Source organism: Streptomyces sp. NPDC001594, assembly GCF_042893675.1.
Lineage (GTDB): Bacteria > Actinomycetota > Actinomycetes > Streptomycetales > Streptomycetaceae > Streptomyces.
Window position 1 is genome coordinate 77,225 of sequence record NZ_JBIAVB010000001.1, and the last position, 26,909, is coordinate 104,133.

A 26,909-nucleotide genomic window follows, 5' to 3' on the forward strand; every position below is an offset into this window, starting at 1 on the left:
AAGAAAGCCTCCCCATGACGCGACGCATCCCCCAACCCACGGCGCCCGGTCCGCACACGACCACGGCACCCAAGGCGGCCCGCGGCCCCCGAGGTGAATCATGAAGGGCAAGGGCACGCACCGGCTCACCCGGCGGCGCCGGACCGTGACGACAGCGCTGGCGGCCGCCGGACTGGTGGCGGGCGTCGTGACGCTCTTGCCCAGCTCCGCCGGAGCCGCGACCCCCCTGGGCACGCAGGCCGCCCCCTCGGGCAGGTACTTCGGCACCGCCGTGGCCGCCGGCAGGCTGGGCGACTCGGCGTACTCCACCATCCTGGACCGGGAATTCAACATGGTCACGCCGGAGAACGAGATGAAGTGGGACGCCACCGAACCGTCCCGCGGCAACTTCACCTTCTCCGCGGCCGACCGGATCGTCGACCATGCCGCGGCACACGGCCAGCGCCTGCGCGGCCACACCGCGGTCTGGCACTCGCAACTCCCGCTCTGGGTCAAATCCATCGGTGATGCGAACACGCTGCGCGGCGTGATGAACAACCACATCACCGCCCTGATGTCCCACTACAAGGGCAAGGTCTACGCCTGGGACGTGGTCAACGAGGCCTTCGCCGACGGCTCCACCCAGCACCGTGACTCGGTGTTCCAGAACGTGCTGGGCAACGGCTTCATCGAGGAGGCGTTCCGCACGGCCCGGGCGGCCGACCCCGCCGCCAAGCTCTGCTACAACGACTACAACATCGAGAACTGGGCGGACGCCAAGACCCAGGGCGTCTACAGCATGGTCAAGGACTTCAAGTCCCGCGGCGTGCCGATCGACTGCGTCGGGTTCCAGAGTCACTTCGGCCCCGGAGGCCCGCCGTCCAGCCTCCGGACCACCCTGGCCGCCTTCGCCGCCCTGGGCGTCGACGTCCAGATCACCGAGCTGGACGTCGCCCAGGCCTCTCCGGCCCACTACGCCGACACGGTCAAGGCCTGCCTGTCCGTGGCCCGGTGTACCGGCATCACGGTGTGGGGCATCCGCGACGGCGACTCCTGGCGTCGCGGTGAGAGCCCCCTGCTGTTCGACGACAACGGCAGGCCCAAGGCCGCCTACACCGCCGTCGTGAACGCCCTCAAGGCCGCCACCGGCACCACCGGCGGGACCGGAGGAACCGGGACCGGGGCGATCAAGGGCGTCTCCTCCGGCCGGTGCATCGACATCGACAACTCCAGCACGGCCAACGGCACACAGGCACAGCTGTGGGACTGCAACGGGCAGACGAACCAGCGCTGGACCTACACCGCAGGCAAGCAGCTGATGATCTACGGCAACAAGTGCCTGAGCGCCAAGGCCGACGGCACCGCCAACGGCACCGCCAACGGCACCGCGGTGGTCATCGGGGACTGCACCGGCGGCGCCGGCCAGCAGTGGAACGTCAACCCCGACGGCTCGATCGCCGGCGTCCGGTCCGGGCTGTGCCTCGACGCCGTCGGCGCGGGCACCGCCAACCGCACCAGGATCCAGCTGTACTCCTGCTGGTCCGGCGGCAACCAGAAGTGGACCGGCCCCTCCGGGACGTCGGCCCCCACGACGTCGGCGCCGACGGGCGGGACGTGTGCTCTGCCGTCGACGTACCGGTGGACATCGACGGGTGCGCTGGCGCAGCCGGCGAACGGGTGGGCGTCCCTGAAGGACTTCACCACCGTGATGTACAACGGCCGGCACCTGGTCTACGGCTCGGACTTCTCGGGATCCTCGTACGGCTCGATGATGTTCGGTCCCTTCACGAACTGGTCGGACATGGCGTCGGCCCGCCAGACCGGGATGGACCAGGCCGCGGTGGCTCCCACGCTGTTCTACTTCGCACCCAAGAAGATCTGGGTGCTGGCGTACCAGTGGGGCCCGTGGCCCTTCATCTACCGCACGTCCAGCGACCCGGCCAACCCCAACGGCTGGTCCGCTCCGCAGCCGCTGTTCACCGGCAGCATCCCCCGCACCGAATCCCCCACCGGCCCGATCGACCAGACCCTGATCGCCGACGGCAAGAACATGTACCTGTTCTTCGCCGGTGACAACGGCAAGATCTACCGGGCGAGCATGCCGATCGGGAACTTCCCGGGCAACTTCGGCTCCTCTTACACGACTGTCATGAGCGACACGCCGGACAACCTGTTCGAGGCGCCGCAGGTCTACACGGTCCAGGGCCAGAACCAGTACCTCATGATCGTCGAGGCCAGAGGCGCCCACCAGGACCGCTACTTCCGCTCGTTCACGGCCTCCAGCCTGAGCGGCCCCTGGACCGCACAGGCCGGCAGCGAAAGCAGCCCCTTCGCGGGCAAGGCGAACAGCGGCGCCACCTGGAGCAACGACATCAGCCACGGTGACCTGGTCCGCGACAACCCCGACCAGACCATGACCGTGGACCCCTGCAACCTGCGGTTCCTCTATCAGGGCAAGTCCCCCACGGCGGGCGGCCCCTACGACCGGCTGCCCTACCGGCCGGGCCTCCTCACCCTGCAGCGCTGACCCGCCCCGATCACAGAAGTACGCAAGGAGAACACCCCCATGAAGAACCCCCCGAACGGTGGGCGCCGCGGACGTCACCGCCGTCGCTGGACCGGGACCGGACTGCTGCTCGGTGTGCCCGCCATCCTCGTGCCGTACCTCCTGTACGTGCAGGACGACTCGCAGGCCGCGACGGTGGACGGCGACGCCTACTACCGGCTGGTCTCCGTACGCAGCGGCAAGGCGCTGGACGTCAACGCCTTCTCCACCGCCGATGGCACCCGCATCCAGCAGTGGACCGACCAGAACACTGCCAACCAGCAGTGGAAACTGCGACCCACCGGAGACGGCTACTACGAGCTGGTGAACCGCAACAGCGGCCAAGTACTGGGCATAGCCGGCGACTCAACCGCCCTGGCGGCCGCCGCCGAGCAGCAGACCGACACCTCTTCCGCCTCCCAGGAATGGCGGATGGACGAGGTGAGCGGTTCCGACGCCGTCGTCGTCCTCACCTCCCGCAGGAGCGGCCAGGTCCTGGACGTCTCCGGTGGCTCCACAGCCGACGGCGCGGCAGTCATCCAGTACCCCGGCCATGGCAGCACCAACCAGCAGTGGAGGCTCGTGAGGACGGCCGGGACCAAGGCTCCCGGAGCCGGACCGTACACCTGGCGAAACGCCCAGGTGGTGGGCGGCGGTTACGTCACCGGACTCGTGTTCAACCCGCGGGAGAAGGGCTTGCTGTACGCGCGTACCGACATGGGCGGCGCCTACCGCTGGGACACGGGGGCCGAGCAGTGGATCCCGCTGACCGACTGGATCGGCGAGAAGGACTGGAACCTCCTGGGCGTCGACGCGCTGGCCACCGATCCGGTCGACGCCAACCGGCTCTACCTCGCCACTGGCACCTACACCAACAACTGGGCGGGCAACGGTGCGATCCTGCGCTCCGCGGACCGCGGCCGCACCTTCCAGCGCACCGACCTGCCCTTCAAGCTGGGTGGCAACGAGGACGGCCGCGGGGCGGGCGAACGGCTGGCGATCGACCCAGCGGACAACGGCACCCTGCTGCTGGGCACCCGCAAGAACGGCCTGTGGCGCAGCACCGACCACGGCGCGACATGGGCCCAGGTCTCCTCGTTCCCCGTCAAGGACGGGGCGAGCAGCGGCGCGGGCATCTCCTTCGTGACGTACGGACCGGCCGGCAGCAGGACGGTCTACGTCGGCGTCGCCGACCGGTCCACCTCCCTGTACCGCTCCACCGACGGCGGCAGCACCTGGCAGGCCGTCGTCGGGCAGCCGACCGGCCAGATGCCGCAACACGGCGTGGTCTCCGGTGACGGCTCGCTGTACCTGACGTACACCAACGCACTCGGCCCCAACGGCGTCACGGCGGGCTCGGTGTGGAAGCACACGCCGGCCGGCGGGGCGTGGAAGAACATCTCCCCGTCCCAGGGCGGCTACGGGTTCTCCGGTCTGGCCGTCGACCCGCGCAAGCCCTCCACGGTGATGGTCACCACCCTTGACCGCTGGTGGCCGCAGGACGAGATCTACCGGACCACCGACGGCGGCACGACGTGGAAGGCACTGGCCGAAAAGTCGGTGCGGGACGCCTCCGCCGCTCCGTACGTGGGTACCGGGACCGGGCACTGGATGACCGCGCTGGCCATCGACCCCTTCGACTCCGGGCACGTGCTGTACGGCACCGGCAGCGGCATCCTGCGCAGCAAGGACGCCAACGCCTCCGACAACGGCGGCACCAGCCACTGGAGCGTGGGGGCCCGCGGGCTGGAGGAGACCTCACTGCTGGACGCGATCGCCCCGCCCGGCGGCGCCCACGTCGTCACGGCCATGGGCGACCAGGGCGGATTCCGCCACGACTCCCTGACCGAGGTGCCCGACGGGCGACTGAAGAACCCGATGATGAGCAACAGCACATCCATCGACTTCGCGCAGTCCAACCCCTCGATGATGGTCCGCGTCGGCCGTGGGGGTGCACAGGACGGCGCCTACTCCACCGACGGCGGCCGCAGCTGGAACGGCTTCGCGTCCGAACCGGTGGCCGGCGCCGACAGCGGCCGGGTGGCGCTCTCCGCCGACGGCTCGGCCATCGTCTGGACGCAGGCCGGCCAGGCCCCGTACCGCTCGACCGACAAGGGAGCGAGCTGGTCGAAGGTCGGCGGCCTGGGCTCCGACGCCGTCGTCGTCGCCGACCGCTCCTCGGCCGGAACGTTCTACTCACTGACCGGCGGCACGCTCTACGCCAGCACCGACGGCGGGGCGACCTTCAGCGCCCGGGCCGCCAACCTGCCCGACGACGGCCGGCTCAAGGCCGTCCCCGGAGTCACGGGCGACCTGTGGATCGCCGGCGGTGGCCAGGGGCTCCTGCACTCCACCGACGGCGGCCGCACCTTCACCAGGCTCGCCCCGGTGAAGGCCGCCTCCGCCATCGGCTTCGGCAAGGCCGCACCTGGCGCCTCCTACCAGGCCCTGTACCTGCTCGGCACCGTCAAGGACGTCACGGGCGTCTTCCGCTCCACCGACCAGGGCGCCACCTGGCTCCGCGTCAACGACGACGCGCACCAGTGGGGCAGCATCGGCGGCACCGGCGTCATCACCGGTGACCCCGACGTCTTCGGCCGCGTGTACATCGGCACCAACGGACGCGGCCTCCTGTACGGCGACCCGTCCTGACCCCTGCGCTCGGGCACGGCCGCAGGCTCGACAACCTGCGGCCGGCCCTCGCCCGCCGCCCCGCCGACGGGCCGGAGCGCACCCCCGAACGGACGAACGTAGGACCTCGACCCTGCTCGAGGTCAAGGGTGCGGTCGGGTGGACGGGGCATGCGGGATGGTGGGGTCGTGTGGAGGCGAAGGAAGGAATGGGCTCATGACCATCGTGGTGACGACGCCGACCGGGCATGTGGGGTCGCGGGTGGTGCGGTTGCTGCTCCAGGCCGGGGTGCGGCCTCGGGTGCTGGTGCGTGATGCGGACCGTCTGGACGGGGAGACGCGTGAACGGGTCGAGGTGCGTCAGGGGGACCTGACCGATGCGGGGTTCGTGCGGGAGGCCGTGGCGGGGGCAGGGAACGTCTTCTGGGCGGATCCGACTCCGCATACGACGGCTGATCCGGTGGAGGTCTCACTGGCGACGGCAGCGCCCCTGGCGGCGGCAGCACGGGCGGGGGACGTGGGGCGCGTGGTGCTGTTGAGCAGCGTCGGGGCGGAGAAGCGGCACGGGGTCGGGCACATCGACGCCCTGGGCCGGATCGAGGCGGAGCTCGATGCCACCGGGGTGGACGTACTGCACCTGCGGTGCGGGTACTTCTTCACCAATCTGCTGCTCGATGTGGAGGGGCTGGCCCGTGGGGTCTTGACCACGGCCTTCGATCCGAGCCGTCCGATGCCGTGGGTGGATCCGCGGGACATCGGGGACGTCGTCGCCGCCCGGTTGCTGGCCGGCGACTGGCGGGGACGGGTGGTGCAGGCGGTGCACGGGCCGGAGGACCTCAGCTTCGAGCAGGTCGCCGGGATCCTCACCGAGGCACTCGGGCGTACGGTCCGGGTCGAGCCGGTGGGGGACGACGCGGTGCGCCAGGCGCTGTTCGCGGCCGGGCTGCCGGCGTCGGCGGTCGAGGGGATCGTCGGGATGGCCGCCGGGTCGCGGGGGCTGGTGCCGGAGCAGTCCCGCGATGTGCTCACCACGACGCCGACACGGCTGGCCGGGTGGGCCCACGCGGAGCTGCGTCCGGTGGTGGAGAAGGCGGACGGTTCCTGAGCCCCTCTCCCCCCGGAGAGTGAGTCGGGTCCGTTCGCCGCGGCGGCGCCGCGGAGCGGGGCGTCGCGGTGTGTCTCACGCCGGGATGTGGTGGAGGAGCGGGCCATGCGGCGGGCCGGCGGGTGGCGGGCCGACTCGTCGCGCAGAAGGTGGAGCGGGCGTGCCGACGGCGTCCCTGAGAGCCGTTTTCCAGGCCAGTGGTGGGAGGCTCTCGTAGACGGCGACGGTGTCCGCGAACAGGGTGCCCCCTCCCCTGTCCGGCAGCTGGTCGGCCTGTGCCGGCGCGCCGGCAGGGGCCTCGCGCAGGACACGTCAGGCCGTACGGGGTGCCTGGCGGGAGGCCACGGCAGCCGGGCCGCATCAGGGCGGCGCACCGCCTGCCCAGGCGGATCGCGGCGTTGCGGCCGACTCCAGAAGCAACAGCACGTCCGGCCCTCCGGGGCCCGTCGCATCCTGGCGAACCAGGCGGGTGCCGAACCGGTTCACCCACAGCTGTTTCCGGCTGACGGCCAAAAGCGCCGGCCGGGGAAGGCCGGCCTGCCCGGATGCACCGGGCGAGCCCGCTTGGCTAGCGGCAAAGGGTGCGCGGCGGGGCGCATCGGTGGCGAAGGAGGCTGTGGTGTCGACTACGGCAGATCAGGCGGAAGAGGAGAGCGCAGCGCCGGTCCCGAACGGGAGCCCGGCACGGTGATCCTCCACCGCACCGGCTCCACGCCGCTCTGGCGGTGGAGGTTGAGATGGAGGCCAACTGACCCACGAAGCGCGGTGTTCCGACCACGGGCCCGTCTGGGTGACGGCGGTCGACGTTCCCCCGCAGGCCCGGGGCGCTCTGTCAGACATCGGGGGCGTGGCCGGGCCGGGGATGGCAGGACGACGGAGGGGTACCGTTCCAGCGGCCCGCAGACGGCCCCAGGGGGAAGGGGTGCCGTCTGCGGTCACCAGCGCGCTCGCTGAACCGGTGAGAGGTGCCGCTGTCACCGACGCATGTGTCCCCGACACAACTCCCCAAACCTGGTGCGCAGCAAGCCGGTCAGGCCGACGACGACGGTTCAGGCCCGATCGTGAACAACTGCGCGCAGTCGGTCGTCTCCAGCAGGCGCAGGAGCTGGCGGGGGGGCCGGGCAGGCGCGGCTCCTGGCCGGTCTCGGCGACGACGGCCCGGTGCGGGCGCTGCTCGGCGGCCAAAGCGTCGTGGAGCGCCTGGTGGAAGGCCCATCGACACCGTCACGGTTCCCGCCATGCGCATCTGCCCCTCTCACCGGCCGGCCACCGTAGGGCGAGCGGTACCGGCTGTGCGAGAGCGCCGCGCGGGCTGCGGGCGGGACGGCAGTTCCTGCCCTGGGCGGGTGACCGGCGGCGGCCCAAGCACGCCCATCACGAACGCCGACCACGCCGACCACGCCGACCACCACGACGGCACCAACAGTCACCTCCACACCTGAACCGCACACCGGAGCGGCAGCGGCGCCGCCAGGCAGCGGGGCCAGTCACGCTGCGCAATTCTCGACTACAGGACGCGACGCCGACCGCGATGCCGGGCGTTGCAACGAAGCCAGTGGGCCATCAAGAACCGGCACTAGCGTTCGCGAGCACGGGGTGGCATTGGCGATATCCGCGCTGCCGCGTCCCCGGTCTCGGGGGCACCCCGGTACGGGCCTCCTCAACAACGTGTGGCCGCAGTAGAAGCCTCACACTTCTTTCCCGCAGTAGCGCGCGGAAAGGGAGGGCTCCGAACCCGCAAGGGCGGCAGCCATGAATGCCCGGCATCCCCATACTCCCCCCAGCTCGGCCGGCAGCCGCGCCCCGGCCGATACCGGGCCGCTGTCCGAGGTCGTCTGCCAGAAGCAGCCCGACGGCGTGCTGATCCGGGTATGGGGCGAGTTCGACGCGACGCCCTGGCCTCCCTGGACGGGGAACGCGCCATCATCGACCTCAGCCAGGTCACCTTCGCCGACACGACGCTGCTGCACACCCTCCTCGACGCGCGGGCCGAACGCGAACTCATCCTGGTCGGCCCTCTCCCCCACCACCTCCACCTGCTCTTCGACGGCACCGCACCCGCCACTGCTTCACCTTCGCCCCAGAGCGCAACCACACCTGAAACCCAAGGTTCCGCCGCGCCGGACACCAGCGATGTCGGCGAGGTGACGCAACCTGCCGGCCAGGACGCGCGCCGGCGACCGCGGCCTCGGTGCTGGCTCATCCGCCTGGGTCCAGGTGGACCTGGATGCCCTTGCCGCCGAGGACGGTGCGGATCTCCACCTGCGAGGCCGGGTACTGCACCAGCGGCCGGCCGCGGCCGCCGGTGCCGGCGAGGCGGCGCAGGGCTCGTGTGGGTGACGGCGATGTCGATACCCTCCCGCACCCAGCCGTGCCAACCTAGCCAACGTCCTCTGCTGGTTCCACCCGTCCGTCCCCGAGGCCCGTGCCCCTCCCAGGGGTCCGAGCCTCGGGCGTTGTCGGGGTCGGGTCAGGGGCGGGTGGGGGTGCTCCCCCATGGCCAGGGGAGCTTGGCCACGGCAGGGTTGCGGGCATGACGCACCCCGTGAACTCCGCTCTGCGCAAGGCCCGTTCGATTCAACTCGCCGCCGTCGGCGCGACCCTGGTGGCGGTCGCCGCCGTAGCTCCGCCGGCGTCGGCGGCCACCGGCGGTGCCCGGCTCCCGGCGCCCGTGACGGCGGCGGTCGGCGACCGCTACCCGGTGGACGAGGCCGAGCTGGCGAAGCTGATGGCACCCGGCTCCGAGGCGAACGGCACGATGGTGCGGGTGGCCGGCCCCGGCACCCGGTGGGTGAAAGCGGTGGGAGCCGTCTCCCAAAATCCGGCGGCCTCCTTCCGGATCGGCAGCATGACGAAGATGTTCACCTCCACCGTCGTGCTCCAGCTGGTCGCGGAGGGGCGCCTCGATCTGGACACGCCCATCGCCGAGGTCCTGCCCGAGCTCGTTCCGGCGGCCTGGCACCCGATCACCGTCGGACAGCTGCTCAGCCACACCAGCGGGCTGGGCAAGCCCTGCGGGGAGCTGAAGGACGGCACGGGCCTGACCCCGGAGCGGGTCGTGGCGGCCTGGACGAAGGCGGGCTGCCCCGCGCCGGAGTACCCCGTCACCCGCCAGCAGTACAACGGCGGCAACTACTTCCTGCTCGGCCTGGCGATCGAGAAGGTCACCGGCCGCTCCTACGCCGACGAGGTCCAGCGCCGCATCGCCCGCTCGCTCGGCCTGCACCACACCTACGTGCCCCGGTCCGGGGACTCCTCCATGCCGGTCCCGTCGCTGGCCGCGCCCACCCCGCAGGAGCCGTGGGCCTGGGCCGAGGGCGGCATGATCTCCACCGGCCCTGACATGGAGCGGTTCATGAAGGCGCTCCTGGGCGGCCGGCTGCTGCCGCCGGCGCAGCAGGCGCTGCTGACCGAGATGCCGGAGCTCGCCCGGACCGCCAAGCGGCCGTTCAGCGCGGCCGGGCTCATGACCGCCCGACTGTCCGACGGCACCCGGGTATGGGGGAAGACGGGCAGCATGGCGCAGTACACCAGCGGGGCCTTCGCCACCGCAGACGGCCGTCGGGTCGTCACATACTCCTACCTGCCGACGCCGGAGCTGACCTCGGACCAGGCCGTCGCGCGCGCCGTCGCGATCATCGAAGCGGCGCTCTGAGCCCCAGTCCCCCCGGCCCTTCCAGCGCGCCCGGCCGGGTGCGCGGTCAGTCTCCGGAGCGGGCAGGGGGACCGCTCCGAGCGCGAGCCCCTACCCCCCCCCAAGGCCGCACCGTATCCCGGGCCGCCGACAACACGGCCGTTCAGGTGGGAGCCGTGCGGAGCCTTGCGGGAAGCCGGCCACCAACCACATTGCCGCGGCCCCGTGGTCAGTGGCCCCGGGCCTGACGTCCATGCCGGGGATCGGCGTCAGGACCGGAGCACGCATCCTCATCGACGTCGGCGACGGATCCAGCTTCCCGTCCGCCGCCCACCTGAGCTTTCGCCATGCTCCGCGACGGCACGTTCTACGAACCCCAACCCGTCCCCACGGGCTGCGGAACCCATACGTGCGCCCCCCGCCGACCTTCAACCCTCCCGGACGACGCCACCTCGCCATAGACCAGTACGGCGATCCTCGGCCCGGCGGCGGCTGTGCCTCTTCACCCTCGCTGGCCTGGACGTCTGCCCACACCACCGGGTGCGCGGCGTTGGCCGTCCATCCGCAGCCGCAGGCGCCCTTCACCACGACATCGTCAGGAAGCACTGACATCGTGGACCGCTGCCGACCCGGCTGTGACCGCAAGCCGACCCCCTACCTCGCCGCCCTGGCCTGCCCGTACCGCCACAGGAGTCAGCGCCCTGCGCGCGGCACTGGTCTTCACCCCCGGCGAGGTTGACCGCCTGATGGGAGTTACACCGTGACCGTCATTTTCCAGCCGGTCACGCCTCTCAGGCGGCCTGTTGGGAAGCGGCTGCCTCGGGGTGGAGGTCATCGAGGGTGAGCTGGTGCGCCGGAGGATCGAGAAGGATGATCTGCCGGGTGAGGCGGAGGTCGGGGCCGACGTGGAGGAGTTCGCCGGGTTCCATCTGCAGCCAGTGGGGATTGTCGTCCATGGGCTCGCTGGCGACGACGACCGCGGGGCATTGGGCCAGGTGGGAGGAGTGGACGCGCATGCGGCCGTCGGTGCCGGTGTGGTCGAGGTGCCGGCTGCCGTGCTGGCCTCCCGCTCGGCGCTCGAGCACGTGCAGGCCATGGGTGTCCGGGTAGCGCAGCGCCCACAGTTCCTTGGGGGTGATCAGGATCAGGTTGATGGCGTAGACGGGCACGTTCGCCGCGATCCATTCAGCGGCCCGCCGGATGCCCTCGGTGACGTCCCCGTCGTGGCGCCGGGTCTCCCGGGTGATCAGGGCGAAGAACCGCTCGGAATCGGTGTCTCCGTTCACCAGGGACCGGTCTTCGCCGAGATGGGCGTCCAGCCTGTCGAGGCCCTCGATGACCCCGTTGTGCGCGAAGAGCCGCCCATCCTGCTCGAATGGGTGGGTGTTGCGCAGGTCGAGGCTGCCGGTGGAGGCGTAGCGGACGTGGGCGATGAAGGTGGCCGACTCCGCCTGCCGGGCCTTCTCGGCGAAGGCGCGGTCGCGGTAGGCGGCGATGGGCGCCTTGTCGACCAGGGGGGTGCCGTCGGCGCTGAAGTAGCCGAGGCCGGTGCCGTCGGGGTCGTGGTGGCTCTGTCGACTGAGACTGTCGGGGGCGTCCAGGAGCCAGAAGGTGGCGTGCGTGCGTTGCGGGGCACTGCTCAGGCCGAAAAGACGGCACACGGCATTCCTCCAGAGGAGTTGGCCCGAGCCGTCGGGCTGGCGGTTCGTGGCCTGGGTCAGTGGCGGCCGCGCGGGCACCGGTTCTGGTCTCCGCGCCGTAGGCGAAGCGACAGCCGCCCGCTGGTGGTGAGGTTCGTGCTGCTTGTCCGGTCGGGGCAGGATACGGCGCAAGTCCTCCAGGAGCAGGTCGGCCACGCCATGGCCGACGTGGCAGCGAAGTGATCCCCCCGGTTGCGGCCCCTGTCCTGATCTGCGGCGGCCCGCGAAGGCCCCCGGCAGCGTACGGCCGGGCCAGGCCACTCCCGCGCCCCCGCTCCGTCCCGGCACATCCTCGCCGACCGGGAGACCGACGGCCCGAACAGGGCCCGCTGGCATGGCGCAGGCACAGGCTGGCCGTGGCGGCGGCGTCGCGCGGACGCACCGGCTCACCTGTTCGACCCCGCCCACCGGCGGTTGATCCTCTTCACAGAGGCCGGGAAGGCTCCGGCCGCACGACATGGGCTCAGCTTGTTCTTTATGGTCCGGCTCGGATGTCAGACCCGCCGCTTAGAGTCCTGGCTGATGGGGCCGGTCCCGGGGCCACCAGCACCGGAGAACGGCAGCCTCCCTGGTCTGCGCGGGGGTGGTCACGGCCCAACCGGCGTCCAGGCTCTGTTGAGGGCCACGAGTGCAGCCCGCCAGCCCGGCCCCATCCCTCGCCCCGATTGGATCGACCACGAGGGCGAACTTCCCCTGATCGAGGGCACCCTGATCCGCCTGAAGGTCGACCATCTGCCCGGCGGCGATGACCCGCTGCCCGTCTGGCTTTGGTCCTCCCGGACCGGCATGACCGGCGCCGACGTCGATCTGCGCTGGCAGGCGTTCCTGCGGCGCTTCGACCTGGGGCACACTTTCCGGATGATCAAACAGACCCTCGGCTCGACCTGCCCGAAACTCCGCACCCCCGAGGCCGCGGACCCCTGGACCTGGCTGATCATCACCGCCCACACCCCTCCGCCTCGGCCGGCCGGTCAGGCGCCCCGAAAGCACCGCAGAACGAGACCAGGCCGGACCATAAAGAACAAGGTGAGTACCTGTTCCTGAGCCGTGCATGACATGGCGTGCGGTGGCCGGTAACTGGGCACAGACGTGTGCGGCTCTCAACTAGTAGATGATCCATGCCTGCTGGGGAAGGATGTGGTGAGGGTCATCCAGTACGTGCTCAGCGAAGATCACCGGGCGTGTGACCAAGTGATCAGCCACACGTTGGACGCTGACCACCAATCCGAGGCTCCACGAGCACGGGATCCCGGTTCCCAGGTAACCAAGCTCGAGGTCGTCTTCGGGGAACCGTTCTGCGGCACGGGCGGTCATCCACCGTTCCACCTCGGAGGGCGCGCGGCCCGTCAGAGGTACCCCTTCGGCGAGGACCTGCGGTCCCCGCAGGCCGTCAACAGCAAGTCCCTCCAGCTGCTCGTCGCGACTGTAGAAGAGGAACAGTCCAGACTTCCAGTACTGGCCCTCTTCCCTGGCCTGCCGACCGTCACGGAGGTGCGTGGTGATGCACTGTTGGGCCTCTGCTGTCACGTCGGCCAGCACCGCCGATACTTCGTCAGGGTTCATACCGAAGCGCAACGGTCCCACACCCAGATACGGGTCCACGACCCACTGTGGCCGATCGCTGTCGGGCCGCACATCCCATCTGTCATCCACGGCTACACAGTCTGCGGCAGGACCTGCCCGCCCCTGACCTCGGCCCCGGGCATAAGCTCCGCGGAGTCCACCCCGCGTTCGGAGGTCAGGCAGCAGCCGCGGCGGTCCGGAACGTGCGGGGGCTCAGGCCCCTGTGGCGCTTGAACGCGGCGCTGAAGCCGAAGGCGTCGGCGTAGCCGACCGCCCTTGCGATCTCGGCGATGCTGAGGTCGGTGTCGGTCAGCAGCGCCTCCGCCTCGTCCATCCGGCACGCGGTGAGGTAGGCGAGGGGCGGTCGGCCCATCAGCCGGGTGAACCGCTTGGCGAACAGCGCCCGCGAGACGCCGGCCCGGGTGGCCAGCGACGCCACCGTCCAGGCCTCGGCCGGCCGGTCGTGGAAGGCCTGCAGGGCGGGGGCGAGCACCGGGTCGGCGAGGCCCCGGTACCAGCTGGGCGCGTCGGCGCCGGCCCGGTCGAACCAGCTGCGCAACGTGCACACCAGGGCCCAGTCGAGGAGCCGGTCCATCAGCGCCTGCGAACCCGCGGTGAGCTGCGCGGCGTCGGCGGCGGCCGCCTCCAGCCAGGCGCAGACCTCCGCGTCCTCCTTGACCACGAGGACGGGCGGCAGGGCCCGCAGCAGCCGTTCGTGCCGACGGCCCGAGGCCCGGTAGGCGCCCACGATCAGCGAGGTCGCCTCCTGCGCGTCCGCCCCCCAGCGGATGCCGCCGAGTTCCTCGCCGGCGCACTCGGCACGCGGGCCGAAGCAGGCGATCTCGTACGCGGCACGGTCGCCGGGGACGGTGCCGGGACCCTCTGCGAGGTGGAACGGCGCGGAACCGTTCACGATGGCTGTGTCGCCCGCCGCGACCGGCCGTTCGGTGCCGTCGGGCAGCAGCAGCGTGCCGCCGCCGCGCAGCACGCTGACCATGGTGAGGGGTGCGCCGTCGGCGAAGCGGACGGTCCAGGGCGCCGTCAGTACGGCGTGGCTGACGACCGAGCCCTCGGCCCGGATGCCACTCAGCAGGGAACTCAGAAGGTCCACGCAGCGCAGCGTAGACGATCTCCAATGTTCCGGAGCGTTTCTCCCATGGATCATCCACCTGCCCCCGGCTGTACTGGACTCGTCGAACGGACCACACCCCACCGCACCGAACCAGTCAGGAGAACACCGTGACGCAGCAGCACGGCAGCGACGCCAGGACCGCCCTCGTTGTCGTCGCCCACCACCGCACCGACTCCCTCACCGCGCACACGGCCCGCCGGGCCGCCGCCCGGCTCGAGGCCGCCGGGTACCGCGTCGACCTGCTCGACCTGCACGCCGAGGGGTTCGACCCCCGGATGAACGCGGCGGACCAGCCGGACTGGGGCGACCGGGAGAAGGCGTACTCGGACGAGACGCACGCCCACATGCGGCGCATCCTCGACGCCGACGTCGTCGTCGCCGTCTTCCCGGTGTACTGGCAGCACGTGCCCGCGATCCTCAAGGGCTGGATCGACCGCGTGTGGAACTACGGCTTCGCCTACGGCCGCAGCAAGCCCCGCCTCGCCGGCAAGCGCATGCTGTGGCTGGCCCTGGCCGGCGCCACCTCCGACGACCCCGTCGTGGAGGGCATGCGGACGCTCCTCGAAACCAACCTGAACGAGGGCATCGCCGACTACTGCGGCTTCTCCCGTTCCACCGTCGGCCTGCTCACCGACGTCGAGGAGCGCCCGCAGAGCTTCGACGCCGAAGGCACCCTGCTGGTCGGCGAAGCGGTCGCGGGCGCAGAACGGGAGGCGCAGTACGCCGACCTGGACCGGCGCGCCGGGGAGATCGTGGAACGCTTCGCCGCCGAGGACCTCGTGACGGCCTGAGCTTCCCGGTTCCCGCCGCGGCGCCGATGATGCGGGACCGGCGTCGGCGGGGTGGGGTGGTTCCGTGGTGGGGTCCGGGCGGGAACTCGGGGACCTGATGGCCGCGGTCCGGCGGGGCGACGCGGAGCCGTGCGCGCGCTGCTGGGGGCGGCCGCAGATCCGGACGCCTCGCGGACGACGGCCTGCCCGCCCTGTGCCTGGCCGTCCGCGCCCACGACACCGCCGTCGCGGCCGCGCCGGCCGGCGGCGGCGCGGACCCGCACCTCGCCCTGCTGGACGGTACGACGCCCCTCGCGCGGGCCGTCGCGGGCGGCTCACCGACGCCTACCAGGACCCTGCACGGAGCGGACCTCCCGCCGCTCCCCGAAGCGGAACTCGGGGACTGCTCGCGTCGGCCCGGCGCCGGCACCGCAGGGGCGGCACGACCCCTATGAGGACGCCCTCGAGCCGCGCCTGGCCCACATCGAGATCCGCACCGACGCCGCCACCCTCGCCGAGGAACTCGTCGCATACGACCTCGCCCACGGCACGAGCACCCGGCCGCCCCGTGCGACAGGGGACCGCGACCGGGACGCCGCCCGCGCCTACCTGCGCCGCGAGTGGGTCGCCTACCGCGAGAGCGCGGTACGGCTTCCCCACCGGAGCCAGGGCTGGTAGTCCTGCTCGCCGCTCGGGCAGGATCCGGGCGATGTCGGTGACGGACTCGCCCTTGGCAGCGGCGGTGTAGAGACGGACGGAGCCCCTGGCGAATGCCAGGGGCTCCTGAGGCTGAACAGCCGCTCAACCGAGCTGGGGCGCTACCGGCTGCGTGCCTGCTTCTTGCCGATTCTGTCCAGCATCACCGCGTACGCGCCACACAGAACGGCTACGGCGGTGTACTCGGCCCAAGCGTTGCCCTGAAGGGCATGCTCTACTCCGATGAACACAGCTATCCACACGAGTGTCGCGATGACCTTAACGCCCATACCGGTCCCCAGGTTCGATCAGGCGAGTGCGGAAAGGCAGGCGGCGCCACCCGCCACGACAACCTTGCTCGCGATGTCCTGTGCTACGTCCTTGCTGACGTAGCGGCCAACGATGAACGCGGCCGCGCCTCCAATGCCGGCCTTGAGAAGACAGTCCTTCACGGCATTGGTCATCTTGCTGTGCTGCATCAGCGATGCGCAGGCGTTCTTGTCCTTGTAGACGGTGCACATGGCCCGGCGTTCACCGACCGGGTCCACCCCCTGCGGGCCACCAGTGGTGGAGGCTGACGCGGTACCCGCGCCCCCCACAATGAACCCACCAAGGAGGGCGATCGACAGTAAGCCGGACGTCGTACGCTTCATGTGAGATTCCCCAATCTCCGATGTGAGACGGCCCCCTGGTCAGGAGGGCCGCCCTTCGCTTCACGGAAACAATATGATCATCTTCCGCTCTGCGTAAGAGATTTGAGGGCAATCTGAGGTCCAGTCAGCTCTGCGATTCCCGGCATCTTCCGCGTCCGCGAAGCCTCCGACGCCGTGGCCCGGCCGCAGCGAATCTGACGCTCCCTGAGTGCGCCCCGCACCTCCTTGGCCCAGGCGCCACCACCACAGCCGCCGCGGCCCTCGCCAAGGCGCCTACGCCCAGCCCGGCCCCCGGGCCCACCGCCCAGCCTCGGCGCGTCGTCCCCGGCTGAGGCGCGCCCGGAGGCCGCGGCCGTCGTTGGGCACCGGTGAAGGCTCCTCTCTCTCCCGTATGCCTGGCGCCCGGGTGCTCCGGCTCGTGCCCACCACCATCCCTCCGGCGTCCCCCCGGGTGGCTCTGTGCAAGCCCCGCCACTCCGGCCCGCTCAGCCGAGGACAGCGGGCCCTCGGGGCCGACCTCGCGTGGCGGGTCGCGGAGGACTACGCCACGACCCTGCTCGCCGCGTACGAGGACCGCCGCTGGAGTTCGCCGCCGTCCTAGCCCGGACGCACTGGACCGCGGAGTCGGTGCGGGCCGCCATGCGCGAGGACGAAGACGCCGCGTATGGGGGACAGTTGGTCCACGCCCTGGAGGGCGGGAGCGCCGACATCCTCCTGGCCCACGTGCCTGCAGACGACCCCGCGCTGCACTCGCTCCGCCGCCTGATCGACGTCCTCGCCACAGCCGCCGAGCAGCTCCCGGGAAGGCCTCCCGGCGCCGCCGCCTGACCTGCGGGGCGGAACGGCGAAAGCCGGACAGGCACGCGCCAAGCTCGACACCATGCGCGGCATCCTGGGCAGACCCGAGCAGGGTCCTCGGCCCCGAGGCTGCTATCGCCGCGTCGGCCACCGCGTCAACCCGCCATGAAGACGTCCGCTCGCCCCGTCGGCACCGCAGTCGCCCGGGCCTCATCCTGCTCGTGGTGGCCAAGCCTTCCGGCCGACCACCGGCCGGTGCTGGAGCCGGCGCCTTTCCGTCGTCGGCGTCAGCTCCGTCACGTGCCGGTAGCCGATGTCCGTGGCGGCGAGCGCCCGCTGGAGCCACGCCGCGATGGCCCAGGAGTAGTAGTCGGTGCCCTGAACACCGCGGGCGCTGGCGGAGATCGAGCAGCAGCCCAGCCCGACGGCCCCGCCGCAGACGTTCAGCACGATGGCGTAGGCCGGGAAGAAGAGGGCGCAGGCCAAGGCCACCAGGCAGATGACCAGGAGCGGGCCCTTGGCCCAGCCGCGGGTGAGAGGACGGTACGGACCCGCGCCGGCGCCTGTGCTCGACTCACCGGGCGGCGTCTCGTTTGGCGGCGCCCCCGGGTTACGCCGGAACGTGTTGCGCGGCTCCTGATCTGGAATGCGTGCGGACATGTCCGCCTCCGCGAGCCCCGTCTCGCCAGCACGCCGACCGGACTCACTGTCGGGTCGCCGGGCCGGTCTCCCTACGCGTGTCGGTCGGACCGTATGAAAGAGGCCGATGCCGATCTTGGACCAATCCGGGCCCACCACCACACCCTCGACCCCGGATAGCCGGCGTCCGGGCAGGCAACAACCAGACCCGTCCGGTCCCGTCCGGTCCCGTTCGCCCCCAATCGGCCCCACTGCAACCCGGGCACGACCCGAGCCTGCGCCGGCACACCAAGATCCAGACCATTTCCGGACCAGTCCCCGAACGCGAGCCGCACCATGCATCGTTCGCCTGGAGCAGTGAAGTCCGTTGCCCGGAGCCGGTGTTACCGCTCCAGACAACAACGGCGCCGGCCCACGCCGGGAATCAGGCCGCGACGAGCTCCCGCTCGCGGTCCGGCGTCGTGATCCTGGGCTTCCTGTTCGGCAGCGAGAGCCGGAAGACCTTGTGCCACGCTGAGAACACCTGCTTGGGCAGGGGCCCGGTGACGTACTCCAGCTCGTACTTCTCGAACAACGCACGCACCTTCACCGCGACCTCGGCGTACCGGTTGCTCGGCAGGTCGGGGAACAGATGGTGCTCGATCTGGTGCGACAGGTTGCCGGTCATGAAGTGCATGGCCTTGCTGCCGCTGATGTTCGCCGAGCCCATCATCTGGCGCAGGTACCACTGGCCGCGCGTCTCGCCCTCGATCGACCGGCGCTCGAAGACCTGGACGCCCTCCGGGAAGTGCCCACACATGATCACCGAGTGGGACCAGATGTTGCGGACCAGGTTCGCGGTGAACGTGGCGGCGAGCGTAGTGAGGAACGAGGGGCCCGACAGCAGCGGGTGGATCACGTAGTCCTTGAGCACCTGCTTGCGGATCTTGCGGCCCACGGCCCTGGCCCGCGCCCGGAACTCCGGGTTCTTGCGGCGGCGCTTGTTCAGGTTCTTGCCGAGCTCCAGGTCGTAGGCGGCGATGCCGTACTCGAAGGAGCAGGCGTTGAGGAAGTTCCACAGCGGCTGGCCGAGGTGGAACGGGTGCCACTTCTGGTCCTCGTCGACGCGCATGATGCCGTAGCCGAGGTCGTTGTCCTTGCCGATCACGTTCGTGTACCTGTGGTGCAGCTCGTTGTGCGAGTGCTTCCACTGGTCGGCCGGCGAGACGTGGTCCCAGTCCCAGGTGCTGGAGTGGATCTTCGGGTCCCGCATCCAGTCCCACTGGCCGTGCAGGACGTTGTGGCCGATCTCCATGTTCTCCATGATCTTCGCCACGGACAGGCCGGCGGTGCCGATCAGCCACGCGGGCGGGAAGAACGAGAACAGCAGGACGCCCCTGCTGGCCAGCTCGAGCTTGCGCTGTGCCGAGATGACCTTGCGAATGTAGGCGGCGTCCTTCTCACCACGGCCGGCGATCACCTCGTCACGGATCGCGTCCAGCTCGCGGCCGAGCTCCTCGATCTGCTCCGCGGTCAGGTGGGCGGTGGGGTCGATGGCGGTCAAGGTGCTCCTACCGTTCGATGTCGCAAGGGCCCGCCGCGGCGGACACGCAGGTCTGGATGAGGACGCCCGGCCCGGCCTCGGTGATCTCGCCGGTGCGCAGGTCGCGCACGGCGCCCGCCGTGAGCGGCGCGACACACCCGAAGCAGATGCCCATGCGGCACCCGGACGGCATGAGCACGCCAGCCTCCTCGCCGACGTCCAGCAACGGCGTGGCGCCGTCCGCGTCGACGGTCTTGCCGGTGGTACCGAACGTGACCTCGCCACCGTCGCCGACGACGACCACGCCGGGGCGGAAGCGTTCGGTGTGCAGGCGCTCTGGGACGCCGCGCCCGCTCCAGTGCTCCTCGGCGGCGTCGAGCAGGCCGGCGGGACCGCACGCCCAGGTCTCACGCTCGGTCCAGTCGGGCACGAGCTCGTCGAGGCGGGCGACGTCGAACATGCCGTCCGTGTCGGTGTGCACCTCGGTGAGCCGCAGCTTCTTGTCCGCGACCAGGTCGTGCAGATCGTTGCGGAAGATCACGTCGCGCGGCCGCGGTGCGGAGTGGACCATGACGACGTCGTCGATCTCGGTGTCGCGCAGCATGCCCATGACGGGCGTGATGCCACTGCCGGCCGTCAGGTAGAGCACCTTGGCGGGCTTGGCCTCCGGCAGCACGAAGTCACCGGTCGCCGGGTCGAGCTGGATCAGCGTGCCCGGTTGCGCCCTGCGGACCAGGTGGTTGCTGACCTTGCCGTCCGGGATCGCCTTCACGGTGATCGTGATCCGGCCGTCCCCGCGGTTCGTCGGCGAGGTGATCGAGTAGGCGCGCCACAGGCGCACCCCGTCGACGTCGACCCCGATCCGGACGTACTGGCCGGCCGTGTGGCCGCGCCAGCCCCGCCCCGTCCTGATCACGATGGTCGCGGCGTCAGCCGTCTCGGGATGCACGCCTTCGATGCGCCCCCGCAGGCCGCCGCCCGCACGCAGCGGGCTGACCAGGTCGAGGTAGTCCGAAGGCAGCAGCGGCGTCGTGACCATCTCCAGTAGTTTCCACGCCCCACTACGGAGGGCTGCACTCGTCATGACCCCAGCTTGATGCGCTTCGGGGGGTAAAGTCTTATCCGTAGGACGTGAATCTGCTCGGCTGAATTGTGCGCAGGGAACAAAGACGTGAGTCATGCCATCCGGAGGGCCAGCGAACTGGTCCTGGACGAGACGACGGTCACCGCGCTCCGGGCCGCAGTGAGGACCACCGCCGACGAGGTCGTCCAGGCGATCATCGACGAGGTCCCTCCCTACGCCAACGCCCTTTCCGGCCGCATGGGCGCCACCATCCGCCGAGCCGTCCGCACCGCCCTGGGCCTCTACCTGGACCTCGCGAGCGGAAACGCCACGGGCGGCGACGCCAGCGACGCGGCCTACGAGCTGGGCCGCGGCGAGGTCCGCGACGGCCGTTCGATGGATGCCCTCCTCAGCGCCTACCGGGTCGGCGCCCGCGTGGCCTGGCGAGGCCTTGCCGCCGGAGCCGTACCCGCGGGTCTGCCCGCTGCCGAGGTCGCCAAGTTCGCCGAGCTGACCTTCGCCTACATCGACGAGCTCTCCGCCGCGAGCGCCGCGGGCCACGCCGACGAACTGGCCGCCCGGGGCCGGGCCCACGAGCGCCACCTGGAACAACTGGCCCGTGACCTCCTCGCCGGCGCCGGCCCGGACCTGCTCCTTGCCGCTGCCGGGCGGGCCGGGTGGCAGCCACCGGTGTCACTGACCGCAGTCCTGCTGCCCGCCGAGCAGGCCCGGCCCGTCTACCGCACGCTCGACCCGGGCACCCTTGTCCTCGACGATCTACCGGACGCCTCCGGCGTGCTGCTCGTCCCCGATGCCGACCGAGCACATCTCTTGAGGCGGCTGCCCGACCGCACCGCCGTGGTCGGCCCCGCCCGGCCATGGACGCGGGCGTCCGCCTCGTACGCACGAGCCGTACGCGCGCGCTCCCTCTCCGCCGACATCCGCGACACCGAGGACCACCTGCCTGAACTGGTACTGAGCGCCGACCCGGACGCGTTCGCCGACCTGCGTGCCCGAGCCCTCGCACCGTTGCGGACCTTGCCGGCCGGGACCGCACGGCGGCTGGAGGAGACGTTGCGGGCGTGGCTGCTGCACCAGGGCAGGCGGGACGAGGCGGCGGCGGCGTTGTTCGTCCATCCCCAGACCGTCCGGTACCGGATGTCGCAGCTGCGGGGGCTGTTCCCGGATCTCGGGTCGCCGCACCGGGTTCTCGAACTGACGCTGGCGGTCGGTCTCCGGCCGGGCTGACGTGCTCCTCGGGCGCGCCTACCAGGATCGAGGTCGATGTCCGGAGGGTGCGGGGCCTGCGCGGCGGCCCGGCGCCGGGCCAGGGCCCGGCTCGTCCGGCCGACGGCGCCTGACCTGGGCTTTTACCCGTCAGGCGCCGTCGGCTCGACCCGCTCCACGCGGACACTGATTTTTACTGTTCCTCCCAGTTCCTCCCACCCGTATCCCACTCCAGACCGGCTGTTCCGGACCAGTCACGGACCAAACCGCGCTCACCGGGCCGGTGGTCCGCCCTTACTGACGCGGTCCCACTCCTCCATGGACTGCTCGATGAGACGGTTGGCCTGCTCCTGCACACCGTCCAGGAACTTGGCGTAGTACTTGAACAGGACATGGATGCTGTGACCAGCCCGCCGCGCGCATTCGGCAGGGTCGACACCCGAGTGGAGCCAGAACGAGATCCCGGCATGCCGGAGGTCGTACGGTCGCTTCGCCAGGCCGGCCGCGAGCTCCGTGCGGGTCAGGACGTACTCCCGCGCCCTCGACCACGTGATGCCGTACGCCGCCGCCTCCACGTAGTTGCCTGCCAGGTTCTGGAACAGCCGCCCGTCCGGGGCGACGCCGAAGCGCTCGATGTGGTCAAGCAGGACGCGAACAAACGCCGGCGGAATGGGCACAGGTCGGGTCGCCGTCGCGGCACGACGCTTGAGCGAGTGGACTTCGTAAACCTCGCCGTCGTCCGTCCAGTCCTTGCCCGCGGTGACAACGCCGCCCGTCAGGTTGAGCAGGCCCCAGCCGGTCTCGGGCAGGTGACACTGTTCGAGACGGAGGTGGATGACCTCGGCTGGCCGCATGGCCGCGAAGTACATGCAGCCGAAGAACGCTTCGAGATGGGGACCACGGCCCCGCTGCTCTCCCACCGCCGACAGGAGGCGAGCGACCTGGAGGGGATTGGGGACGGCTGCCGGGTCGACCTCATCCTCGACCGACGGAGGGTTCCACCTGATCCCCGCAAGGGGGTTGTCGACGAAGTAACCATTCTCCACGGCCATGTTGAGCACTTCGCTGAACGCTGACCTCTTCCGGCGCGTGGTCTTGGCAGCAGCAGGCTTGCCGTCCAGCTTGAGGCACAGCGCGTCCAACGCTCGACGCATGACGGCGGCGTCATTCAGGGAACCAAGGGGCAGGGAATTCCTCTTGGCCCACGCGAGCGCCTTCCTCCATTCCTCGGGCGGCTCGTGCTCCCAGGCGTTCTTGTTGAACGCGTAGGAGTACAGCGCCCTCCGCAGCACTCGCGGCTCCGCGTAGACCGATCCTGGACGAACCAAGGCAGGGGTGACGGTGGCGAACGCGTCTGCGAGGGTTCGCCGCGTGTTGCCGGGAGTCCGCGCCCACCTCTGTTCGAGGTACTCGTGCACGAGGTCGTACCATGTCTTCTTCTGCCGCAGGGCTCGCAGTTCCGACGCGGGCAGCCCCGACGCTTCGTCAAAGGCTTCACCTTCTCGGGCTGCCGTCATCAGCTTGGAACGCCGACTCTCGGCGAGGCCGAAAGTCATGAACGATTCTGACTTTTCGAGCCCGCTGACTGTCCATCGCACCATGAATGGCTTGCGCCTATCAGGGCGCTCGCGGATATCCCAAAAGCGAACGTTGTAACTCAGCGCCAAGTGTCCGAATCCCTTTCACAAGCCTCCCACCAGGCATCCAGGTCCGAGCGACGGCACCTGAGTTCACCATTTGGCAGTTTGATCATGCGGGGCGCATCCCCGCGTGCACGCATCCGATAGAAAGCGGACGGACTCATGCGGATTTCCGCCAAGACCTCCGCAAGCTTCAAGGCAGGCGGACGAGCCACTTCCTTCTCCTCACGCAAACTCACGACATGGCCGCACTAGTGCGATGGCAGACAACGGAAACGCACAACCGCATGGCCATGCGATGGCTGCTTGCCCCAACACGCGCAGCGAGTGGACTGTTGCGTTCGCATCGCCCCACCGCCAAGCGCAGCGACACGCGAACGAAGGAAATGGTCCGGACAATCCCCGGTTTCGGAAACCGGGGATTGCCCGCTATATTGCGCACTGCAGTAGCGGCGTCAGTCGGACACGGAGTACATCGGCACTGCAGCGTCCGGGTCCGCGCAGGACACCAGGGCCTGCCCGGCAAGCCGCGCGAGGCTCGCCTCAGCCTGGCGGTCGGAAATACCCACAGCCTGGGAGACCCCACACACGGTTGCCGTTGGATGCGCGCCCATGTAGGCAAGGACCCTCTGATCACGCCGGAGGCCGCGCTGGAGCTGGTCTTCCACGAAGAGGCCGGCGGCGCACACGCAGAGACAGAGCGCGGTCGCTAGGGCTTCCCGATCTCCGCCCAACTGGGCAGTGATGGCGTTCAGGAGGCCAAGGGTGAAGAGGGCGGGCGCGGTGAAGCGGAGCGAGCTAAGCAAGTGCGCGGACAGTCGTCCTCCTCGGGCACTCTCGGGTCGGCATCGCCGTCGGATCGTCTCCGCCACCCGTCTGACTAGGGACGTTGTACGTTGACATGCACGAACGGCAGGTTCCAGTCGTTTGGGCATCGTTGTCGTCTGCCGTGGGCGAATCGAGCACTAGCCGACCCAGCGCTTGTGGGGGGATTTGACAGACTGCCAGAGACGTGCGGCCCGGCTGCCATGGGAAGACCCGCAGGGCGCTTAAGCACGTCGCCCAACCTGGGCCGTGAAATCGCGGCCCGGCGCGAACGACGCACAGCTGGGGAGAGACAATGGCTCAGCCGACAGCAGCCGTAGTCGCGGTATCCGAGATGGCGGTGGTCCGGGCACTGGAACTGGCAGGCAACCGCCTGATGGGCCGGAAGGGCCGGGGTGACCGAGGCACGCTGCAGCGCATGGCCCCCTGGGACCGACACTCGTTCTTCCGTGTGACCGGGGAGGAGGCGGACAAGGTGCTCACCGGCGTCTGGGAAGCTCCCGCCGCGCGCGGGGTCCCGGAGGAGCTCCTGCGTGAACTGGATACCTACGTCCGGCTGCTCCTGGCGTCTGGCCACTCCTTGCACCGTTCCGACCTGGTTGAGACGCTATCGCGGATGCACCAGCAGGTCGTCCTGCCCTGGGAGGCAGGCGAGGCTTCCGCGTCGCCTGTCACTCCGTGACCGGCCACAATCCGTCCGCCAGTGCCGTGGTCCTTCCACCGGCTGTCCCTGCAAAGATCCATGGGCGCACGTGCACCCTGTCGTCAGGAGGACGCCAAACCCCTACCTCGCAGGTGGGCAAGGGTAGCTGCGACGGACAAGTCGTAGCGGTCCTTGTCCTGCTCCCAGCGGGTCAGCACGGCGACAGTGGCATCCGCAATTTCCGTCGGCAGGTCAGCCGCTCGGAGGGTCTCGGCGATGTCCTCCATCTCCGGTGCCCACCGCCAGGCCCGTGCAGCGACGCTGGGAAGGTACTCCGGATCCGAGAGGATATTCGAGGCCATGGTTGCTGCTTCGGCGGTCAGCTCAGCACCCACCCCGTGCGTGGCGGCAAGAGCGTGGGCGACGCCGGCGAGGGTCCGAGCAGCCTTCTGATAGCTGGCGAACGCCATCTTCAGCGCGGAAGCGGAGCCGATGTCCCCGCTCGCGCGCCGCGGCTCGAGGTGGGTGTCCTTGAAGAGTCCTTCAACGACGCCGACGGCCTGCTGGTCGCCGGCGAGGTATAGGCGCGCCGTCCGCTGACCGCCCGGCGGCGGCCCGAAAATCGCGCCGTCGAGGACGACCGAACCCGGGCAGACCGCGCCCGCGATCTGCTTCATCCTCTGGGGATTGATGGCGTTGGCGTCCACGTACACCCCGGAGAAGTCGTGACCGGCAACCTCCATGGCCACGTCCTCGGCTGCTTGGGGCGGGCACACGGAGAGGACCACGGAGCTACGGTCAAGGGCTACGGCCAGGCTGTCCACTGCTACTGCTCCAGCCTGCAGGGCCCGTTCACGGGTCGCTTCGCTTCGCCCGTCGGGCACCCAGAGCACCTCGTGACCTGCTGCCACGGCTTGGGCGGCGACAGCAGCGCCCATGGAGCCTGGGTGCAAGACGGTCACGGTGGTCACGGGCTGCCTCCTGGTGGAAGTTCGGCAATGGGACGTTCCCTGTGGGCAATGATCGACTCCCGTAGGCCGATCGCAACAGGGGATCCTGCACCGGGATGTTCCGCCAGCTGACGGCTGAAGTGGCCGATCCGTCGGTCCACGCTCTCCGTTCGGCGGCGGGCGTTGGTTTCAAGCACCGTGTGAACCTGTTGTGCAGCGCCTTCGATGTCTCCCCGCCCGAGACGGGCCATGGCGAGGTCCATCCTGGCCAGGGACATCTCGCCGAGCCGCTGTCGTGCGGGCGGAGCCGCTTGGAAGATCGCCACGGCCTCGTCAGCACGAGCCTCTGCGTCCACCTGATTCCGGCGTCCAGACAGCCAGAGGTGGGTGCTGCTGGCATAGAAGAGCTGCTTCTCCACGGGGAACGCCATCATGCCGCCGGGCAGATCCCCGTCGGCCGCGAGTCCTTCGCGAAGACGCTGCGCGGCGGCCAATGCCGCAAGCGCCTCCTCGGCCCGGCCCAACTGGCCGTACGCGGAGGTCATCGCCCGCCTGGAGGCCGACGCCGAGCTGCTGGAGCGGACCGGACCGGCTGGGCTATTGGCTCGGCTCGTTGCCCGGCATCTCATTGCTTGCGGTACACAGCGATCGCGGCGCACTCCCGACCGCCGTGGGAGCGGTGACGTGGGTGGGCAGCGAGCGCAGTGCGCTGCAGGACAGGGGATTCGCGCTGAGGCAGCTGGCCGACATCGCGTTGCGGGCGCTGTCGCCGGCGGAGAACGACCCGACGACCGCGGTGCAGTGCCTCGACCGCATCGTGCACCTCCTGGCGATCCTCGCCACCCAACGACTGGGACCGGTCCCCCACCACGACCGGGCAGGCCGGGTGCGGCTCCTCCAAGCCGCACCCGGATGGTCGGAGGTCGTCGACATCGGCATCGCCGAGCTCCGGTCCGCTGCCGCCGGCCAGGCCCAGGTGACCCGCCGTCTCCTCGCCGGCATCAACGACCTCCTCACGCGATGGCGCTTCACCGTCGATAACACGAAGGTCAGCTGATTCGAGCGGACAAGCATGACCGCTTGCGCCTCCCGGATGTGGTGATCGGAGGCTTGCCGCCCACCCCCCGGCCAGCCAACCCTGTAGCGTCGGATTCGGTTCCCCCTTGGGCGGGCAGTCCACGGGCGCGAACGCCGA

23 protein-coding genes and 2 pseudogenes are annotated in these 26,909 nt (G+C 70.4%); 13 read left to right on the plus strand and 12 right to left on the minus strand.

What is annotated here, in order from left to right:
* Positions 1 to 100: 100 nt before the first annotated feature.
* The 3 genes from ACFY0O_RS00420 (at position 101) to ACFY0O_RS00430 (ending at position 6,259) form a co-directional block, all read left to right on the plus strand.
* Positions 101 to 2,506 (plus strand): non-reducing end alpha-L-arabinofuranosidase family hydrolase, encoded by a 2,406-nt coding sequence (locus tag ACFY0O_RS00420; RefSeq protein ID WP_388940841.1) that lies wholly within the window; start codon positions 101 to 103, stop codon positions 2,504 to 2,506.
* Between the two features lie 39 nt (positions 2,507 to 2,545).
* Positions 2,546 to 5,176, plus strand: a complete 2,631-nt coding sequence (locus ACFY0O_RS00425; RefSeq protein ID WP_388940843.1) for an RICIN domain-containing protein — start codon at positions 2,546 to 2,548, stop codon at positions 5,174 to 5,176.
* A 195-nt stretch (positions 5,177 to 5,371) separates the two neighbouring features.
* Entirely contained in the window at positions 5,372 to 6,259 is an 888-nt protein-coding gene (locus ACFY0O_RS00430; RefSeq protein ID WP_388940845.1) for an NAD(P)H-binding protein, read from the plus strand.
* A gap of 1,688 nt (positions 6,260 to 7,947) precedes the next feature.
* On the opposite strand, the gene ACFY0O_RS00435 is transcribed toward ACFY0O_RS00430, so the two are convergent.
* Positions 7,948 to 8,295: a hypothetical protein gene (locus ACFY0O_RS00435; RefSeq protein ID WP_388940847.1), complete on the minus strand. Its 348-nt coding sequence runs from the start codon at positions 8,293 to 8,295 to the stop codon at positions 7,948 to 7,950.
* A gap of 497 nt (positions 8,296 to 8,792) precedes the next feature.
* Between ACFY0O_RS00435 and ACFY0O_RS00440 the strand changes: the two genes are divergently transcribed.
* Positions 8,793 to 9,914, plus strand: a complete 1,122-nt coding sequence (locus ACFY0O_RS00440; RefSeq protein ID WP_388940850.1) for a serine hydrolase domain-containing protein — start codon at positions 8,793 to 8,795, stop codon at positions 9,912 to 9,914.
* A 223-nt stretch (positions 9,915 to 10,137) separates the two neighbouring features.
* Positions 10,138 to 10,233, plus strand: a pseudogene (locus ACFY0O_RS00445) (transposase); the annotation flags it as partial.
* 451 nt (positions 10,234 to 10,684) lie between these two features.
* Here ACFY0O_RS00445 and ACFY0O_RS00450 read toward each other — a convergent pair.
* Positions 10,685 to 11,554, minus strand: a complete 870-nt coding sequence (locus tag ACFY0O_RS00450; protein WP_388940852.1) for a class II glutamine amidotransferase — start codon at positions 11,552 to 11,554, stop codon at positions 10,685 to 10,687.
* A gap of 696 nt (positions 11,555 to 12,250) precedes the next feature.
* Between ACFY0O_RS00450 and ACFY0O_RS00455 the strand changes: the two are divergent.
* A pseudogene (locus ACFY0O_RS00455) lies at positions 12,251 to 12,544 on the plus strand (transposase); the annotation flags it as partial.
* A gap of 153 nt (positions 12,545 to 12,697) precedes the next feature.
* On the opposite strand, the gene ACFY0O_RS00460 reads toward ACFY0O_RS00455, so the two are convergent.
* Both ACFY0O_RS00460 and ACFY0O_RS00465 read right to left on the minus strand, forming a co-directional pair.
* Entirely contained in the window at positions 12,698 to 13,195 is a 498-nt protein-coding gene (locus tag ACFY0O_RS00460; protein WP_388940855.1) for a hypothetical protein, read from the minus strand.
* A 136-nt stretch (positions 13,196 to 13,331) separates the two neighbouring features.
* Complete coding sequence (locus ACFY0O_RS00465) at positions 13,332 to 14,276, minus strand: AraC family transcriptional regulator (protein WP_388942199.1); 945 nt, start codon at positions 14,274 to 14,276, stop codon at positions 13,332 to 13,334.
* 119 nt (positions 14,277 to 14,395) lie between these two features.
* On the opposite strand from ACFY0O_RS00465, the gene ACFY0O_RS00470 reads away from it, so the two are divergent.
* Together ACFY0O_RS00470 and ACFY0O_RS00475 are read left to right on the plus strand one after the other, a co-directional pair.
* A complete protein-coding gene (locus ACFY0O_RS00470) occupies positions 14,396 to 15,079 on the plus strand; it encodes an NAD(P)H oxidoreductase (protein WP_388940857.1) in 684 nt (227 codons plus the stop codon).
* 129 nt (positions 15,080 to 15,208) lie between these two features.
* Positions 15,209 to 15,736 carry a hypothetical protein gene (locus ACFY0O_RS00475; protein WP_388940860.1) on the plus strand — a complete coding sequence of 176 codons (528 nt, stop codon included), beginning with the start codon at positions 15,209 to 15,211 and terminating at the stop codon, positions 15,734 to 15,736.
* A 326-nt stretch (positions 15,737 to 16,062) separates the two neighbouring features.
* On the opposite strand, the gene ACFY0O_RS00480 is transcribed toward ACFY0O_RS00475, so the two are convergent.
* The gene (locus ACFY0O_RS00480) at positions 16,063 to 16,407 is read right to left on the minus strand and encodes a hypothetical protein (protein WP_388940862.1); all 345 of its coding nucleotides are present in this window, start codon (positions 16,405 to 16,407) and stop codon (positions 16,063 to 16,065) included.
* A gap of 418 nt (positions 16,408 to 16,825) precedes the next feature.
* Here ACFY0O_RS00480 and ACFY0O_RS00485 point away from each other — a divergent pair, with 418 nt between their 5' ends.
* Positions 16,826 to 17,008, plus strand: coding sequence for a hypothetical protein (locus tag ACFY0O_RS00485; protein WP_388940864.1), 183 nt, complete (start codon positions 16,826 to 16,828; stop codon positions 17,006 to 17,008).
* 38 nt (positions 17,009 to 17,046) lie between these two features.
* A complete protein-coding gene (locus ACFY0O_RS00490; RefSeq protein WP_388940867.1) occupies positions 17,047 to 17,235 on the plus strand; it encodes a hypothetical protein in 189 nt (62 codons plus the stop codon).
* A gap of 180 nt (positions 17,236 to 17,415) precedes the next feature.
* Here ACFY0O_RS00490 and ACFY0O_RS00495 read toward each other — a convergent pair whose 3' ends face one another.
* From ACFY0O_RS00495 to ACFY0O_RS00505, 3 genes are all read right to left on the minus strand, one after another.
* Positions 17,416 to 18,186 carry a DUF6480 family protein gene (locus ACFY0O_RS00495; protein ID WP_388940870.1) on the minus strand — a complete coding sequence of 257 codons (771 nt, stop codon included), beginning with the start codon at positions 18,184 to 18,186 and terminating at the stop codon, positions 17,416 to 17,418.
* A gap of 82 nt (positions 18,187 to 18,268) precedes the next feature.
* The gene (locus tag ACFY0O_RS00500) at positions 18,269 to 19,387 is read right to left on the minus strand and encodes a fatty acid desaturase family protein (protein ID WP_388940873.1); all 1,119 of its coding nucleotides are present in this window, start codon (positions 19,385 to 19,387) and stop codon (positions 18,269 to 18,271) included.
* Positions 19,388 to 19,394: 7 nt separating this feature from the next.
* The gene (locus tag ACFY0O_RS00505) at positions 19,395 to 20,450 is read right to left on the minus strand and encodes a ferredoxin reductase (RefSeq protein WP_388940875.1); all 1,056 of its coding nucleotides are present in this window, start codon (positions 20,448 to 20,450) and stop codon (positions 19,395 to 19,397) included.
* A gap of 87 nt (positions 20,451 to 20,537) precedes the next feature.
* Here ACFY0O_RS00505 and ACFY0O_RS00510 point away from each other — a divergent pair, with 87 nt between their 5' ends.
* Positions 20,538 to 21,677: a PucR family transcriptional regulator gene (locus ACFY0O_RS00510; RefSeq protein WP_388940876.1), complete on the plus strand. Its 1,140-nt coding sequence runs from the start codon at positions 20,538 to 20,540 to the stop codon at positions 21,675 to 21,677.
* 251 nt (positions 21,678 to 21,928) lie between these two features.
* On the opposite strand, the gene ACFY0O_RS00515 is transcribed toward ACFY0O_RS00510, so the two are convergent.
* A complete protein-coding gene (locus ACFY0O_RS00515; RefSeq protein ID WP_388940879.1) occupies positions 21,929 to 23,323 on the minus strand; it encodes a tyrosine-type recombinase/integrase in 1,395 nt (464 codons plus the stop codon).
* A complete protein-coding gene (locus ACFY0O_RS00520; RefSeq protein ID WP_078944174.1) occupies positions 23,314 to 23,511 on the minus strand; it encodes an AlpA family transcriptional regulator in 198 nt (65 codons plus the stop codon). The genes ACFY0O_RS00515 and ACFY0O_RS00520 overlap by 10 nt, the downstream gene beginning before the upstream one ends.
* Before the next feature lie 905 nt (positions 23,512 to 24,416).
* Here ACFY0O_RS00520 and ACFY0O_RS00525 point away from each other — a divergent pair.
* A complete protein-coding gene (locus ACFY0O_RS00525) occupies positions 24,417 to 24,803 on the plus strand; it encodes a hypothetical protein (RefSeq protein WP_388940882.1) in 387 nt (128 codons plus the stop codon).
* An 83-nt stretch (positions 24,804 to 24,886) separates the two neighbouring features.
* On the opposite strand, the gene ACFY0O_RS00530 is transcribed toward ACFY0O_RS00525, so the two are convergent.
* Both ACFY0O_RS00530 and ACFY0O_RS00535 read right to left on the minus strand, forming a co-directional pair.
* Complete coding sequence (locus ACFY0O_RS00530; RefSeq protein WP_388940885.1) at positions 24,887 to 25,735, minus strand: DUF1932 domain-containing protein; 849 nt, start codon at positions 25,733 to 25,735, stop codon at positions 24,887 to 24,889.
* The gene (locus tag ACFY0O_RS00535) at positions 25,732 to 26,259 is read right to left on the minus strand and encodes a hypothetical protein (RefSeq protein WP_388942276.1); all 528 of its coding nucleotides are present in this window, start codon (positions 26,257 to 26,259) and stop codon (positions 25,732 to 25,734) included. The genes ACFY0O_RS00530 and ACFY0O_RS00535 overlap by 4 nt, the downstream gene beginning before the upstream one ends.
* On the opposite strand from ACFY0O_RS00535, the gene ACFY0O_RS00540 reads away from it, so the two are divergent.
* Positions 26,208 to 26,771 (plus strand): DUF2254 family protein, encoded by a 564-nt coding sequence (locus ACFY0O_RS00540; protein ID WP_388940887.1) that lies wholly within the window; start codon positions 26,208 to 26,210, stop codon positions 26,769 to 26,771. The genes ACFY0O_RS00535 and ACFY0O_RS00540 overlap by 52 nt on opposite strands.
* The last annotated feature ends 138 nt before the right edge of the window (positions 26,772 to 26,909 follow it).